This window comes from Niallia sp. 03133, assembly GCF_052663225.1.
The window spans coordinates 24,298-40,803 of sequence record NZ_JBQTCY010000011.1; the positions used below are offsets into that span (position 1 = coordinate 24,298).

At 36.1% G+C, this 16,506-nt stretch carries 13 protein-coding genes; 10 read left to right on the plus strand and 3 right to left on the minus strand.

Annotation, left to right across the window (positions count from 1 at the left end; translation table 11 throughout):
- The first annotated feature begins 11 nt into the window (after positions 1–11).
- A complete protein-coding gene (locus ACTYBU_RS15860) occupies positions 12–2,354 on the plus strand; it encodes a putative bifunctional diguanylate cyclase/phosphodiesterase (protein ID WP_445491222.1) in 2,343 nt (780 codons plus the stop codon).
- Between the two features lie 276 nt (positions 2,355–2,630).
- Positions 2,631–3,827 (plus strand): branched-chain amino acid ABC transporter substrate-binding protein, encoded by a 1,197-nt coding sequence (locus tag ACTYBU_RS15865; protein WP_445491224.1) that lies wholly within the window; start codon positions 2,631–2,633, stop codon positions 3,825–3,827.
- 418 nt (positions 3,828–4,245) lie between these two features.
- On the opposite strand, the gene ACTYBU_RS15870 is transcribed toward ACTYBU_RS15865, so the two are convergent.
- Positions 4,246–5,034, minus strand: a complete 789-nt coding sequence (locus ACTYBU_RS15870; protein ID WP_445491226.1) for a hypothetical protein — start codon at positions 5,032–5,034, stop codon at positions 4,246–4,248.
- 892 nt (positions 5,035–5,926) lie between these two features.
- On the opposite strand from ACTYBU_RS15870, the gene ACTYBU_RS15875 reads away from it, so the two are divergent.
- From ACTYBU_RS15875 to ACTYBU_RS15905, 7 genes are all read left to right on the plus strand, one after another.
- Positions 5,927–6,067, plus strand: a complete 141-nt coding sequence (locus ACTYBU_RS15875) for a hypothetical protein (RefSeq protein WP_445491228.1) — start codon at positions 5,927–5,929, stop codon at positions 6,065–6,067.
- A 96-nt stretch (positions 6,068–6,163) separates the two neighbouring features.
- Positions 6,164–6,796 carry a Type 1 glutamine amidotransferase-like domain-containing protein gene (locus ACTYBU_RS15880; protein ID WP_445491230.1) on the plus strand — a complete coding sequence of 211 codons (633 nt, stop codon included), beginning with the start codon at positions 6,164–6,166 and terminating at the stop codon, positions 6,794–6,796.
- A 137-nt stretch (positions 6,797–6,933) separates the two neighbouring features.
- Positions 6,934–7,317 (plus strand): hypothetical protein, encoded by a 384-nt coding sequence (locus ACTYBU_RS15885; protein ID WP_445491231.1) that lies wholly within the window; start codon positions 6,934–6,936, stop codon positions 7,315–7,317.
- 597 nt (positions 7,318–7,914) lie between these two features.
- Entirely contained in the window at positions 7,915–8,094 is a 180-nt protein-coding gene (locus ACTYBU_RS15890; protein WP_445491232.1) for a DUF3934 family protein, read from the plus strand.
- Between the two features lie 443 nt (positions 8,095–8,537).
- The gene (locus tag ACTYBU_RS15895; protein ID WP_445491235.1) at positions 8,538–8,990 is read left to right on the plus strand and encodes a hypothetical protein; all 453 of its coding nucleotides are present in this window, start codon (positions 8,538–8,540) and stop codon (positions 8,988–8,990) included.
- Positions 8,991–9,461: 471 nt separating this feature from the next.
- Positions 9,462–10,100 (plus strand): cell wall hydrolase, encoded by a 639-nt coding sequence (locus tag ACTYBU_RS15900; protein WP_445491237.1) that lies wholly within the window; start codon positions 9,462–9,464, stop codon positions 10,098–10,100.
- Between the two features lie 162 nt (positions 10,101–10,262).
- The gene (locus ACTYBU_RS15905; protein ID WP_445491238.1) at positions 10,263–11,105 is read left to right on the plus strand and encodes an aldo/keto reductase; all 843 of its coding nucleotides are present in this window, start codon (positions 10,263–10,265) and stop codon (positions 11,103–11,105) included.
- Between the two features lie 89 nt (positions 11,106–11,194).
- Here the strand turns inward: ACTYBU_RS15905 and ACTYBU_RS15910 are convergent, their stop codons facing one another.
- Both ACTYBU_RS15910 and ACTYBU_RS15915 read right to left on the minus strand, forming a co-directional pair.
- Positions 11,195–12,196, minus strand: a complete 1,002-nt coding sequence (locus ACTYBU_RS15910; RefSeq protein ID WP_445491239.1) for a zinc-dependent alcohol dehydrogenase family protein — start codon at positions 12,194–12,196, stop codon at positions 11,195–11,197.
- A 342-nt stretch (positions 12,197–12,538) separates the two neighbouring features.
- Positions 12,539–13,525 (minus strand): YczE/YyaS/YitT family protein, encoded by a 987-nt coding sequence (locus ACTYBU_RS15915; protein ID WP_445491240.1) that lies wholly within the window; start codon positions 13,523–13,525, stop codon positions 12,539–12,541.
- Between the two features lie 593 nt (positions 13,526–14,118).
- Between ACTYBU_RS15915 and ACTYBU_RS15920 the strand changes: the two genes are divergently transcribed.
- On the plus strand, positions 14,119–16,494 hold the full coding sequence (locus tag ACTYBU_RS15920) for a polyprenyl synthetase family protein (protein WP_445491433.1): 2,376 nt from the start codon (positions 14,119–14,121) through the stop codon (positions 16,492–16,494).
- The last annotated feature ends 12 nt before the right edge of the window (positions 16,495–16,506 follow it).

Consider the following 16,506-nt stretch of genomic DNA (forward strand, 5'->3'; position numbering starts at 1 on the left):
TGGAGAAATAGATGTACAGTGTTAGAACAAAGAGGTTTGCCTATTCTTTTATCATCATTTTTATTCTTGCAAATTTCCTTTGGAATATAGTATTTAGAAATAAACAAGAACTATTGGATTGGGGTGGAGTGACCTTTCAAATCATTGCTTGCTGCGCATCCATTGGGTGGCTCGTTTCTACATTTATGAAGCATAAAGGCTCTGCTAAATGCTTCTGGTTATTTCTTGGGTTAGGGATTTTTAGCTACTTGATTGGAACCATCATTTGGAGTTTTAATGAATTTATTCTTCACCTGGGCGATAGTATGATTAGACTTGCCGAGAAATTTTGGGTAGCACAAAATGGCTTTTATTTTATAGCACTCCTTGTACTAATGAATGAAATGAGGAGTTATTTATTAACGATAAGGTTTATCCTTGACATGTTAATAGTTATGTCTGCAGCAACTACGGTTAGCTGGGTCTTCTTAATAAAACCATTGCTGAATCAACATGTGGACATTACTTTTAATATTATCGAGTTGCTTTATCCAATATTTGACCTAATGGAACTTGTAGGGGTTTTAAGCATCATTATGACTTCATATAGCATCTTGTCCAATAAGACTAATTATTTGCTTGTGTCTGGACTATTCATCCAGATTATCGCAGATACTATTTTTAACTATCTAACAGTAATGAATACATACTCGGTAGGAAGTATAAACGAGCCTTTTTGGATTCTCTCGATATTATTGATTGGGTTGTCAGGGATTTATCATGATGGACAGCCAGCGAAAGATTTTAAAACAAATGGTAATAAACAAAAAGAAAATCCCCTTATTAAACAAAGTATCCCCTATTTGGGTGTATTGCTTTTTTCTATGTATGTTATCTCGATGTTATACAAATCTCATCCTGTGTTATTGGGGTTGTTTATAAGTATACTATTATTAATTTTAAGACAAATATTTACTTTAATAGAAAATGGGAAATTAGTTGCCGATTTGCATCATTTAAATGAAAATTTGGAAATGAAAGTCAAAGAAAGAACCGATAAACTAGTAGAAACCGTAAACAACATGGAGTACTTAGCTTATCATGATGTGGTAACAGGTTTGCCTAATCGAAGATATATGGAAAAAAGACTCTCGCAGGCGATTAACAATACCAATGCTCGTGATAAGAAAATTGCCTTTATGCTTCTTGACATGGATCGTTTTAAACATATTAATGATAGTCTTGGACATTCCTATGGTGATTTACTACTAAAAGAAGTAGGGAAACGACTTATTAACGATTTAAATCCGCATGAAGTCGTTTGCCGCATAGGTGGAGATGAGTATGCCCTGTTAATGGAAGATGCAGAGGTGCAGGAAATCGAAAAAAAAGCATTAACTATTTTAACTAGCTTAAGAAAAACTTACCATATAAAGGGGGTTGAACTTCATATCACCCCGAGTATAGGAGTATCTATATTTCCTGACCATGGCAGAGATTTGGATTCGCTATTAATGAAAGCAGATACTGCCATGTACAAGGTAAAAGAAAATGGGAAAAATCATTATATGATTTATCATTGCTCCATGAGGATGAAATCTATCATGGAGGTAGAAAGTTCCTTACGAAAGGGTCTCGAATATAATGAGTTTATATTACACTATCAGCCGCAGATCTCCCTTCATACGAATGAAATTGTAGGAGTAGAAGCATTACTGCGTTGGAAAAAATCCGGAAATGTAATGGTTCTACCATCCGATTTTATTCCAATAGCTGAGGAAACGGGATTGATTTTGCCCATAGGAGAAAGAGTTTTATGGGAGGCCTGTAAGCAATCTGTTGCGTGGCAGAAGAAGGGATTCTCTAAAATAAGAGTTGCCGTAAATATATCTTCTCTACAATTTCAACAAGATAATTTTATTCAAATGGTATCAGAAATCATGAAAGAAACTGGGGTAAATCCCAATAATATAGAATTGGAAATTACAGAAAGTATAGCGATGGGGCAAATGGAGAATAACTTGGCTAAAATCTCCCTGTTAAAACAAATGGGATTTAAAATAGCGTTAGATGATTTTGGCACAGGGTATTCATCCCTGCATTATTTAAGTAAATTTCCAGTTGATCGACTGAAGATAGATCGTTCCTTTATCAGTTCGTTAGAAAAGAGTGAAAAAGACGCGGCAATCGTTCGATTAATTGTCATGATGGCCAAAGCATTGAACTGCAAGGTTATTGCAGAGGGGGTTGAGGATGAAATACAAAAATCTTTTCTAGAAGAAGTGGAATGCGATGAACTTCAAGGATACTTTTTCAGCAGACCTTTAAGTGTGGAGGATTTTGAAGCTTTTATGTCATCTAAAAAGCAAAAGTAAAAACAAGGAAAAAGGATGATTTCTATGTTTTTCAGGAATCATCCTTTTTAATACTATGTTTTGATCTTAATCGTTATTTAAAAAATAATCTAATAGAAATAAAATTATCTGAATATTCATTTTTGTGCGAAATTTATATTGCTTTTTCCTAACTTCTTTAAGTAAGATAAAATTGCAAGCTTTTATCTTGTAAAAAAAAGTTATTGGAGGCGTATATTGTCATTTTTCTGATTGTTTCAACTTTATTAAGTTAGTAAAAAAATAAGGGGGCTACATATGTTATCCATGAAGGCAGTATCATTATTTATGACAGCAACACTGGCTGTTGGTATTATTAGCGGTTGTTCCTCTACAAAGGATACTTCATCAGAATCAGATAGTAAAAAAACGGTGATAAAAATTGCCACCCAATCACCTCTTTCAGGCGGTAGTGCAACTCAAGGCGAGGCGATTAAATTGGGAGCTCAATTAGCAATCGAGGATCAAAAGAAAGCATTTGAAGAGAAAGGCTTTGATTTACAACTGGTTCCTTATGATGATCAAGGAGACCCGAAGAAAGGGGTTGCCAATGCGCAGTTAATTGGAGCAGATAAAGATATTATAGGAGTTATTGGTCATTTGAATTCCGGTGTTGCGATTCCTTCATCTGAAATTTACGAAAAATACGGTATTTCAATGGTATCACCAGCAAATACTGCTACAGATATTACGGATCGAGGATTAAAAACAGTAAATCGAATTGTTGCAAGGGATGATTTTCAAGGACCTGCTGGAGCTAATTATGCGGTAAATACTTTGAAAGCAAAAAAAATCTTTATTATTCAAGATAAAACAACGTATGGTTCCGGTCTTGCCGATGCCTTTAGAAAAGCAGCCGAAAAGCTTGGAGCAGAAATCCTCGGTTATGAAGGAATTACTGTAGGTGAAAAAGACTTTAATGGTGTATTAAACCAAGCCAGCTCTAAAAAACCAGATTTAATCTACTTTGGTGGTCTATATGCTGAAGGTGGAATAATCATCAAACAAGCACGAGATAAAGGACTAGATATTCCAATCATGGGCGGCGATGGTTTAGATTCCTCTTCTCTAGTAGACATTGCTGGAGAATCGGTTAAAAATGTGTTTATTACATCTGTAGCTGGGGACGCTACGAAAACAGATGCTGGTAAAAAGTTTACCGATGATTATAAAGCAAAATTCAATAAAAACACCGAATCTTATTCCGCCTATGGATATGATAGTACAGGGGTTTTATTAAAAGGATTATCAGCTGCAATCGATGCAAATGATGGAAAACTTCCTTCCCGTGAACAAGTGACAGAAGCAGTTCGTGCAGTAAAAGACTATGATGGAATCGTTACAAAAGTAAGCTTTGATGATATAGGAGATAATACGAATGCAAAAGTATTTATCTACAAATTCGATAAAGTCGCTTATCCTCCAACGCAGGACGGAGTAATTGAGAAAAAATAGAGATAGGTTTGAAAAAAAGGATATGGACTGTAGTCTATATCCTCAGGCAGTTGAAAAACGTTTGCTCTCTTCGTCACTCCCCAATTTTTGCGGTGCTCATTACCCAAAAACGGTAAATCCGCTCCTCAAAAAGGGTCGTTCCTTGATAGACAAACGTTTTCGATCAGCCTGACATTTTGTATTCTTACAATAATGTTAAAATTCAGGAATAGTTCAGTCATATTATATGAAGTAATAGCCTATTCAAACTTCTAAAATACTTCAAATAACTCCAGCACGAAAAAGAATCGAGAACATGTATTAAGGAAAAAATAGTAGAAGAAAGCAAAGTTTCTTCTAACGTAGAAATAAAACAATAAAGCTTGAACGAAGATTGGTAGTAGTTTTTTCCTTTTCGACCTGTAACAACATAACCATGTTATCTCACAATGGTATTCATACGAACATACCAAGCGGAAGCTGCATTTTTGTACAGTAATATTAATTCGAAATATTGATTATGATGTTCAAAGCTTGGAAACCCTCCAGCAAATCCTTGGCGTACTGCATAATTCTGTGCTTTTTTTATTCGGTCTTCATTGGAGTCTGATTCGACATAGCCTAAATCGGATGCTACTACCCATCTTCTAACTCCTGCGTTTTTAAATAGTCCGATTGCTCCAAAAAGTTTCTTATCCGTTGATAAATGAAAATCTGGAAATCCACCCAAATATCTTGGATCATTTCGTAAAGCGCGATCTACATTTTGGATATGCACGGTAAAATCGGCTGGAGAAGGATCTAAATTTCTTACAGCAGCTTTTTCTCCATACCCAGGATTGATAAACACCACTTCATAGTCATTCAATCTTCTCCAATTGAAGGTAGGAAACCCTCCGACCATTCTATTATTTAAAGCGCTTTTTGAAACTGTTCTAAAAATAGCTGCTTGTGGTACGTCCAGTACCCTGAGCATTTCCCAATTTGAATGATTATTATTGTATATAGGATATAGGAGGAGAGGATAGGAAGGATAAAAGTTATGGAGAGGGGCATAAAACTTATCCTTTGAAAGTGGACCTCGAGTATTTGTTTGCAATTTGCCAATTGGAACATAAGGGGTTATAAGCCGAACTTGATATTTATAAGGATTTGAAAATTTTGTTTGGTTATGGTTTATAAATAATTGCTGAGATGAGATAGATTGTTTGTTTTGAAAATAATTCATATTTATAACTCCTTTTCTTTTTAAAGAATATATTCATAAGGCAGTATATGAGACCAAGAGGATATTGATCTTGAGGTAAAACTTATAGTTGAAAGAGAAGGTGTTTAAAAGGATGATAATTTTGATTTAGTTGCTGTATGTCACTTGAATTCAAATGGGAATTAAGTCTTTTATTCTAGGGTACAACTGTTTTGACAAGTCTTTATATGCTGGTAAAGGCACTATTAGAAAAATGTCTTTTTTTTCCTTTGGATTTGCAATAAAATAAAAGGAGAATTACTTGGATTAAAATTAGAAGTATAAATAAAGTGAACCTTTGCATCACTTAGGCCACTGAAAAAGTGAATGCTATAAAATATAGATAGTGACAATCCAAGCAACGCAGAGGTTTTCGTTCGGTTTTCCGAGGCTTACCACACGCTTTCCTCGGGGCGAGCGCCGAGCCGCTTCGTCGCTACGCTCCTGCAGGGTCTCGCCTGTCTCGCAAATCCCGAAGGAGTCGTGCGGACGCCTCTCCTAACCAACATGAAGTTCATTTTCAAACTCTCTATACCATTTTTACCCTACAAAAATTAAGCGTTTCACCTATAATTTATCTAATAAAACACTTTTTCAGTGGTCTCGCATCACTGGGGGGTTCTTCATCCCCCACTAATAGTTAGTTGAGGTCCACAGGATGTGGAGACCTTAGTTTGTGTACCTCTATCGGATCTTTACGGGCAGTTACCCCCCACCTGCCTTCCTCGATTTCTCAGCTCACTTGAGGTGGGGTCTTACTGCCAGAGTGAAATAAACCACCCTAGATATATGCTTTTATTATTCTGTTTATTTTAAATATTGATATATTTCATTTTAGAATAGTTGTAAACATTGTTTTTTAGGGAGTTGAAAAATGAAAAATAAAATCAGAGAAAGAATTCAAGCAGAATACAGAAGAAAAATTAATGAGAAAAAAATGGAGAGAAAACATACAGTTGAAGTTTGTATAGTAGCTATAGGGATCGTTTACTTTTTAACACTATTCTTGCGCTAAACAATATAAAGGCTAGCGTTAAGATATAGAAAAGGTACATACGTCGATACAAATAAACTGCTTATTATGTAATTGAAAGGTAGAATAGAAAGGGGGTTGAAAATAATTAGAAATATAATTGCTATTTCAGGTGGGGGATTTTCTGAAGAAGTCAATGCTTATATTGATGAATATATAATAAAGCAGGTTAGTGATTGTTCTTTCGTAAATATTTGTTTTATTTCCACTGCAAGTAATGATGCAGATGGATATATTCATAAGTTTTATCAATCTTTTTCTACATTTAATACATCTCATATCACAATAAAAGATATGATGAATCCTAGCATACAAGACATAATTAATACTCAACATATTTTGTATGTTGGAGGGGGAAACACCCAATTTATGCTGAATAAATGGAAAGAAACTAATTTTGACAGTGTTATAAAAAAAGCTTACAACAACGGCATCATACTGGCGGGAATAAGTGCAGGCGCAATGTGTTGGTTTGAGAAATGTTATAGTGAACGAGATGATGATACATATGAAGAATTTAACGGTTTGGGTATCTTAAATGGCTCATTATGTCCGCATTATAATGATCCTATTCGAAAGAAGGCTTTTGATTTATGGGAGTCTAAGCAAAATTATTTTCCTGTTTATAAGTTAGAAGACAATCAAAACCTGCACTTTAGAAATGAAGAGTTAATTGCACGAATTGATACAAAAGGCTGCTTATGTAATTAGTTAATAATGTTTTAGCAAGGAAACAAAAAACCTGGTAACAATCTTATAGTTTTAAGGTTATAATAGATTTATAAAAAAAAGTAAACCCTTACATTTATAGTCAGTGTTTAAATAAGCATCAAGAGGAGGAAAATGAATTGTCTTTAGCAAGATTATTTGTTGGCATATGGAAAAGTTATGAGGAAACTAGTGAACAAGCGACATCCCCTGAATTAAAGACGCGCTATTACAATAAAAATCGGGAAAAAATGATAGAATATGTAAAGCAAATAGTCAATCAAAAGCTGCCTAATTGGAAAATAACGAAAATAGATGCAGAGCGCGGTGAAATAATAATAGAAAAAAAACAAGGTTTTACTAGTATAATGGTTGTGACTATTTATAAGATTTCAGTTATTCAAACTGCAATGGATGTGTACTGTTCAAAAGAAGGAAGATTGGGTGATTTTGGTACAAGCTACAAACATATACTTTCATTTTTTGACGCTCTGCATACTGAAATTCAACCAGAGAGAGTTTAATAGTTGCATACGATTATGTGTTGCCTATCCAGTATTACAAAGTACAGCAACAAATATAAAAATTTTTTCTCATTAGCTCTTCTTGACCTAGAGTGAACTCTAGAAATTATGATGATTTTGGTAACACATAATAGATTTAATTGATACCTTTATACGAACAGATGACTTAACTAAGGATTTGCGAACTGACCCTTATGAGGTGGCGGTATTAAGCAAAGATAAGAAGAAAATAAATGAATAAGGATGAGATAAAGTGAACCTTTCTATCAGTGGGAGATGAACAAAACCCCCACTGATGGAAGGTTCACTTTATGAATTGAAATGAACTAGTAAGTTATTATAAGAAAAGAGACAATGAATAAACGAATTAATTTTCTTCGAATAAATTGTGGGTAGATAAAGTCAATCCTGGAAATTCATTTTAGATATACCTTTGATTCTTAACCTAGTCATTCTATTGTATTACGACTATTATTCATTTTACTATTTTTAAGCTTTGTATGTTATATTGTAGTATGTTTGGTTTTAATTCAAGTTAAAATGGCAGAATGAATAAATCAAAATAGATAATTTTGTACAGATGATGGAGTTGATTTAATGAGTAAGGCAAAAGGCAAGAGCGGAACAGGAAGAGGAACTGGGAAAAAAGGCTGGAATCGTTGGCAAGCTAGTGCTAAAAAAGCAAAGAGCGCCAAACCATATAAAAGCAAAGGTGTAAAACATGGCGATGGTAAAAAAACTGTGAGCGATAATAAAGAAGGTTCCTCTAATACATGATGAAGAGACAGCACATTTTTGCATGATGATCACACAGACAATTTCGATGGCTTTATCCTATATGTTTCCCTTTTTTCACTATTAATAAGAGTGTCTCCCCTTCCTTTAAGAAACGGAGGGCAGGCACTAATTTTGAATAACACTTTATTCTTTATATACCATTAATAATAGTAGATGGTATAATAAACCAAGGCTGTTTTCTAAAAGTTTGTTGCTTTTTAATAAGTTGAAAGACCCTTTAGAATTACTGAGCAGCCTGAATACACGTAGACTCCTGCTTAGATTAGCGAGACAGGCGAGAAGAAAGCAGGAGTGAAACGACGAAGCGGCTCAGGCGTAGCCCCGCGGAAAGCGAAGTGTATTCAGGTTGTGGGTTAAATAACAACAATCTATACGAAAAGAGCCTAAATCAAAGAATAGTGATAGAAGGGAGGAAAGGGAAAATGGAAGAAATGTTAAAGCTAATTTTAACGGAATTAAGATTCATGAAATCGGATTTAAATGAATTAAAAGAAATGAAATCAGATGTAAATGAATTAAAAGAGATGAGATCAGATGTAAATGAATTAAAAGAGATGAGATCAGATGTAAATGAATTAAAAGAAATGAAATCGGATTTAAATGAATTAAAAGAAATGAAATCAGATGTAAATGAATTAAAAGAACTGAATGCAGAAATGAATGCAGAAATGAAAGAAATGGGCTTAGATATAAGTGAATTAAAGCAAGGACAAAATAGATTGGAAGCTGGTTTAGAAAAAATGCAGAAAAACCTAGTCGATAGTTTAGGATTATATACGGACAAAATAGTTGACTATGTAGATAATAAAACAGAAGCGTTAAATAAAAGAGTGTATAAAATCGAGACAGAATTAGAACAATTAAGAAGACAATAAAATTCCCCTTTTGCTTTAAAAAGCGGCTTCTATAACCACGTTGCAAGATAACCTCCTAAAAAAATACTATTTTCAACAAGTTTTTTTATTAGATAAGTATAAGTTTTCTGAAGTCTGACAAGTGTCTAGCGCAAGCACCCTATTGACTTCAACGCTTCCCTCACCTCGCTTGCGTAGTCAACATCGAATCAATACGTTCTTCTTGTTTCCTTTATCTCTTCAAGGAACACAAACTAAAACCGCCACGTCCTTATGTCTTCGTTTGTGTAATCCACATCCTGTGGACCTCAGCTTATTCTGTCGATGAGCAAGGGCGCTTGCGCTTTTCTTATTGAAATGGAATTTTACCCTAATGGGTAATTAGACCCTTTATGGTAATTCTGCCAATAATTATATAATGAGATATACTTGTAAACCTGTTAGCCTTGTATATGGGCCTGTTAGGAAACAAAAAAAGCAGGAGGTTTACAAATGAAAACAATATTTATATTTACCATGGCCATTACACTTGTAATTAGTTCATATACTTTTTTTCCTATCACTCATACCAATGCTGAATCGATAAATTCAATTTATAGTGTTGATACACTAAAATTATTTGCAAAAAAATTCGGCGTCTACCAGACAAATACTAAATTCACCAACCTACATTTTTTCCATAAGGTAGAAAGAGTACAATCTCCAATGGTCTTATCCGAAAACCAGGATACATCACTAGAGCTCTCTAATAAGCAGCAGGACAATTCTCTGAAAATCTCAAATGAGGATGAAAATTTACTCGCTCGTCTTGTTCATGCTGAAGCAAAAGGGGAGCCATTTGAAGGGAAAGTAGCAGTGGCAGAAGTTGTGTTGAATCGTGTCGAACACAAACAATTTCCTGATACGGTACCAGAGGTTATTTATGAAAAGAATGCATTCGAACCGGTTCTAAATGGTTCGATTCATGAATCTGCTGATGATGAATCGCATAAAGCGGTTCAAGAAGCTTTGAAGGAGCAAGAAAATGATGATGATCTCCTCTACTTTTATAACCCCGAAACAGCAACAAGCGATTGGATTTTTTCTCGTAAAGTGATTAAAACAATAGGCAATCACGCATTCGCTAGTTAACAGGCGCGTACAGCAGGAAGAAGCTGTACGTTTTTTTGTTTCACAGAACCTGAAACACCTAGTGAATGAACGCAGGGGGAAGGCACTTATACCTTGTTGCGGTTTGTTAGACACGACAAATATGGAGTGCTAAACTGGAAATGTTAGGAAAGGGGAGATATTGTGGTAAATGCAATTCCAGAAATTACGCTTAATGATGGTTTAACACTTCCGGCAATTGGATTTGGTACGTACAAATTGAATGGTGCGGCGGGTGCTAACACAATAGTAAACGCCATCGATGCAGGGTACCGTTTGCTTGATTCGGCCTTTAACTATGAAAACGAGGGAGCCCTTGGTGAGGCAATTCGACGCAGCACAGTCCCACGTGAACAGCTGCGAGTTACATCGAAGTTACCTGGACGGCACCACTCCTATGATGAAGCAATAACTACTATTCAGGAATCTCTTTTGCGGGCAGGGTTGGACTATTACGACCTGTATCTTATTCATTGGCCAAATCCAAGCAAGAATCTGTATGTGGAGGCTTGGAGGGCGTTGATTGATGCGAAAAAATGGGGGCTTATCCGTTCTGTCGGCGTCTGCAACTTTTTACCGGAACACCTGGAACGATTGATTCAAGAAACCGGCGTTACCCCAAGTTTGAATCAAATTGAACTTCATCCCTATTTTTCTCAGGAAAAACAAAGAACGTGGGATAAAGAGCATGGGATTGTAACTGAATCTTGGAGTCCGCTTGGACGAGCAAATAAATTGCTGCAGGATAAGGACATTCAGAACATTGCGGATACACACCAAAAGTCGATCGCTCAAATTATTCTTCGATGGCATATTCAGCTTGGTGCTGTGCCGCTGCCTAAAGCTTCTTCGCCAGGGCGTCAGCTTGAGAATCTGTCCATATTTGATTTCACCTTATCTGATGAAGAGATGCAGGCCATTGCGAAGCTAAATCACCCGAATGGTCGGACATTTGATCAAGATCCAGCAATATACGAAGAATTTTAATCGAAAGGAGTGTTTTAACATCCTAATATAAGAAAAAAGGCAGACCCAACAAAAGACAAATGTCTTTTTTGAGGATCTGCCTCTTCGAGTTATGCCTCTAAATTAATTACTGCTTTTGTAATTTTTTCATTGATGTTGCCAGCCAAGAAGTCTGGTACTTCTTCTAATGTAAATTCATGTGAAAGAAGTGGCTCGACATCCAATAGCGATTTATCTGATAAAACTTGAATAGCTTCGTTCATGGAATGTGGGTTAATGAATGCACCTTTGATGGTAAGTTCATTAAAGAATACATCGTACGCACTAATTTGAATCACGTCATCTGGGTTTGCGACACCAAACATTAATACTTGTCCACCTCGGCGTGCAGAAGAGACTGCTCGTTCTTGCGTTTTCGTCACACCGACACATTCGATGACGATATCATATTTATCGGTTACTTCGTCGTGATGAACGACGTTTGAAGCGCCGAGTTTCTTTAACTGCTCAATTTTTTTGGAATTGCGGTTGCTGACATCCACTTTTTTCACACCGCGATTCGCAAGAAATTGAATAAATAATTGTCCTAAAAAACCATCACCGACTACTAAAACGGTATGGTGTGTTTTAATATCCACATGTTTTAGTGCATGGATCATACAGCTGACAGGCTCCGCCATGGCTGCTGCTTTAAAACTCACGCTATCTGGGATCTTATACACATTTGTTTCAGGAGCATAAACATATTCAGCCATGCCGCCATCACGGGTTACGCCAACAGCTTCCATATTTTCGCATAGCTGCGGCTTATTATCATGGCAATAACTGCAAAAACCGCATGGAATATTTGGATCAATTGTGACACGGTCGCCAACTTGAAGACCGCTTTTAACATTTGGACCCAACTCGCTGATTACTCCGGAATTTTCATGGCCTAAAATAACAGGGGGATTAGCTTGTGCTGATCCAGGTTGCCCTTTAAATAAATGTTTATCTGTGCCGCAAATGCCGGCGTATTTCATTTTTATTTTTATTTCATTTTCTTTTAATGGTTGTTCAGAAATTTCTTGAATTTCCATTTGTTCTGTTCCAGTTAAAACCAATGCTTTCATAAAGTTAAAAAGACTCCTTCGTTTTAAAAATTGATTTAAATAAATATAGTTAGTATTTTTACTATTCCCTTCCTATGACAAATGAAACATAAATTTTTTTATCCTGACAAGCTTAAAGGTGAAGGTATGCCAGGATAAATTTACACGTATAATCTTCTGAGTTCCTTCTATTGGCGAAACAGCTAGGAAGCATAACAGATCTTTATCTATTCAAAGGTCTGTTATGAGCCAAGTTTTCTTTAGAGGGGATTGTTACTCTCCTTACTTTTCATCATTACAGAAACGAAAAACAATTGAAAAGATTACTATCTTCGTTATTTTTCCTTTCTAAAATACGAATTGCTATTGATGTGTTGGATCGGAATTTTGTTTTGATGTTCTTTCATCAGGGGCTGCAGAATTTTCAGTGCTGCTCAACTGTTCTTTTGCTTCTCTTTCTCTTTTCCGTTCCTCTTTTTTCAGCATCCCGTATTGAGTAACAGTGTGTTTAAATGCAGTTTTCATATGATTTAATGTTCGACGTGTTTGTTTTACTTGTTGTTCCAATTGTTCGTCAGAATAATCGGAAAGTTTTTCTTGAGTAATAACGGTTTGATTATAGCTGTATTTCACTAGGTTGTACGTGTATTTTCCAGCAGTATCAATACCTTGTCCAATGCTTTTACCAGAAGGGTGTTTTCCGAATTCAACAAATGTCTCCACAAGATTTTTGCTGAATTTATTATCCCAAAAAGTAATTAATGGTCCTGCGAAAAAGGAGATGATAATGGTAGCTGGGCCAATAGGTCCCCCGGCAATTAATGCACCAACCATAAATCCTATATCCTGTACCATACGGCAAAATTTATATTTGATATGAAGTCTTTTCGATGCAATAGGGGCAAGTGCATCATAAGGGGCAACGCCAACCTTCGCCGTCATGTAGATAGAAGTACCAAGTGTAAAGAAGAGCAAACCGAGAATGCCATTCACTATTTTAGTAAGCAGCGTTGGCTGATAATCAAATAAAAAAGTATAAAGATTGGAAAACCAATCGATCATAAATCCAGCACAAACCATATTAATGATGGTACCGATTCCGATCCTTTTTCGATCTAATAATAATACAACTACAATAATAATCACATTTGCACCGAGCTGAGAGCTTCCCAAACTAAGACCGATTATTTTTGAAATACCTATATTTAAAGCAGTAAAAGGATCTAATCCTACATTTCCTACTTTACAAAATGTAGCACCGATTGCAAGAATTGCAACTCCGATCAGAGCCAAGATGGACCTGATAATAATTTCTGATTTTGTGCGTTGTTTGTCTACATTCTCCGACAAATGAATGACCTCCGTGTAATTAATTATTTTGAAAAAACAGCCCCCCAATCAATAATTTGTTTTTCGCCAATAATAAAAACCCCTATAAATTAATAAGTGCAAAGATTGAAAAAATTTACGAAAACTTCTCTTTGTCTAATAATAAGTGTAACAGGAGAAAAAAGAAGAATCAAATTTTTGAAATTTGTAGATGGGCTCAAAGCCTATTATTGAAGGGGATTGAGCAAATAAAAAAGCTTTTTTATTTTGCTGAAAATGGATGTGATTTATTCGATAAAGTGTAGTGAAAAATAAAGGTAAAATAAAGAAACAGGTGATAGAATATTTTTAATAAGTATCGCTTTTTTCAGTAACATAAACGATAAAAATCATGACATGCTTTCTGGTTATAAAGAAACAATCTTTTGATTATATTTAATAAAGGCTGAAAAAAATGCTTGGATGAAAGTATTAGTTTTAATTCAGAACACAGACAAAATATTATTGCAAAAACTTTACCTAGTAATAATCACCTGAGTAATGTGAATAAAGAAGAAATCTTGTGTTTGTCGAAAATTTGGATTAATAGAGAAGAAATAGAGGTATGTACTTATATGAATGAGGAGTTAATAAAAAATGCGGATGCATGCTATCGACTGGCTGAGCAGAAGGCCGCTCAATATTTTCAATCACTTTATGAACAGGTAACACAAAAGTCTTATGTCTCTATCCTAATAAAAGATTTTCAATCATGGAAACAGCAACATATTCATCATTATTCCCTCTTCTCCTTTTTTTTCAGAGGAAAGGAAAAGCCTGATGGTAAAGGGTATCATCAATATATTCAATGGCTGGATTACACTGGCAAACTAGATAGTTACTTGGATCGAAGCATCTCCTATATTTTTATGCGGGATTTGGGGAAAACTTTGGACTCGCAAGATACACAGATGAAGATTCAGCGTGTAGTTGCCAGTTTAAAGGATCACTTGATGCAAAAAGATAAAGGAGAGCAAACAGAGACTTTTAGCATAGTCGGCATGTACCGAATGGCCCAGAAGGATGGAGTGGAATCTGCCATGATCTGGGTGATAAATAAACTAAAGTTGGTTTCTGCTAATTTTCCAAAGAGGATGGATGGTGAGCAAGCCCAGCGGAAGATTCTCAAAATTATGGCTGGGGTAGTGATGCACGAAATAGAAGAAATGGCTGATGGAATAACGACTGAAGAACGTACAAAAAAATTGGAGAAAGCCATTAAGCTAGGGTTTTACTACGGCCTGACCTATCCCTTTATTGACGATCTTTTGGATGCCAACGTTTTATCTGCTAAAGAGGAAAAGCAATATTCCGATTTGATCCGTACTACGCTTATCACAGGATCTGTCCCTGAATTGGGAGAGTGGACTGGAAAGAATGAGACGTTAATTCGATATATTCATTCGGAACTCGGAGAGGCATTTAGTTACATGAAGGCACACCAGGGTTCAGATACGCTGCAATCCTTTTTTGAGCGATCATATGTATTTTTTCACTCCCAGGAAGTGGACCGGGTCAAGGATTTATCGAATGGAGGCTACACGAATGAAGAGCTTTACATACCGATTATTTTAAAATCCTCTTCTTCCCGTTTGATTGTCCGCTCTTTAATCAGTGCACCTGAGGATGAGGGCTTTGACAGCCGAACATTCTATTATGGCATATACAACCAGCTGGCAGATGATTTTGCCGATATGTTCGATGACATAAAGAAAGGTGCGGTTACACCCTATACGTATTATATGAATTATCATGATAAGCGCTCGGATTTAATCAATCCTCTTGAATTATACTGGACAGTCATCTTTCATTTGATCCATCAAGTCTATCAGTCGGATTCCAAAGTATGTGAAGTAATTTTAGATCGTGCAATAAACGGTCTAAAACGATTTAAAGAGAAAGTGGGAACGAAAAAATACAATGAAGTGATGGAGCTGTTTGCTTGTGGAGATCCAGCATTTAATCGCATGATTCAACAAATGGTTCGGAAAGCAGATGATGTCGATTTCTTTGATAAACTGCTTCGGGATCATATACTTTCCACTTTAAAAAACGAAAGAAAGGAACAGGAAGAATTTTTAGATACGATAGAGAACGTCCGCAATCAAATTAACTGTATCTTGCCTATTCCTAAAATGGATGATGCTTCTGTGATGAAAGAGTCCATACTGGAAGCTGCAAAATACAGTCTAGAAGGCGATGGAAAACGGTTGAGGTCAATAGTGGCTTGGTTCATGGGGGTAAAGGAATATGGATTAAGAAGCTCAGCACTTATGCCGCTTTTGAAATCACTAGAGTATATGCATACGGCATCCTTAATCTTTGATGATCTGCCATCACAGGATAATGCATCTATCCGCCGAGGTCGTCCGACCATTCATGAAGTCTATAACATTGCCATAGCAGAATTAACGGGTCTCTTTTTAACCCAGAAGGCTGTTGAGGAGCAAGCAGCACTCGATGCGTTCGATTCCAAAACGGTGCTTCAATTGATTCAATATTCAGCACGAATGACAGGGGAGATGTGCAGGGGGCAGGCGATGGACTTGGATTTCAGAGGAAAGCAATTGACATTGGAACAGCTGAATACACTGTGCTTTTATAAAACGGGAATAGGATTCGAAGCTTCCCTCATCATGCCTGCCATGCTCGCAAATGCAAGCGATTTAGAAATGCAAGCTTTTAAAAAATTTGCCTATCATTCCGGCATTGCATTTCAAATTAAGGATGACTTGCTAGATGTAGAAGGGGATCTGACCTTGCTCGGAAAAACAATTGGAAAAGACGCTGAAAACAATCATTCCACTTTTGTGTCGATACTAGGTTCTTCGGGTGCAGAAAAAGCGATGTGGGAACATTATTGTCAAGCAATGGAAGTGTTGCAAGAAGTGCAGCAGAATAGCCCTTTTTTGAAGCATTTATTGAATTATATGGTGAACCGGGATCGGTAACGTGTTTGTCAT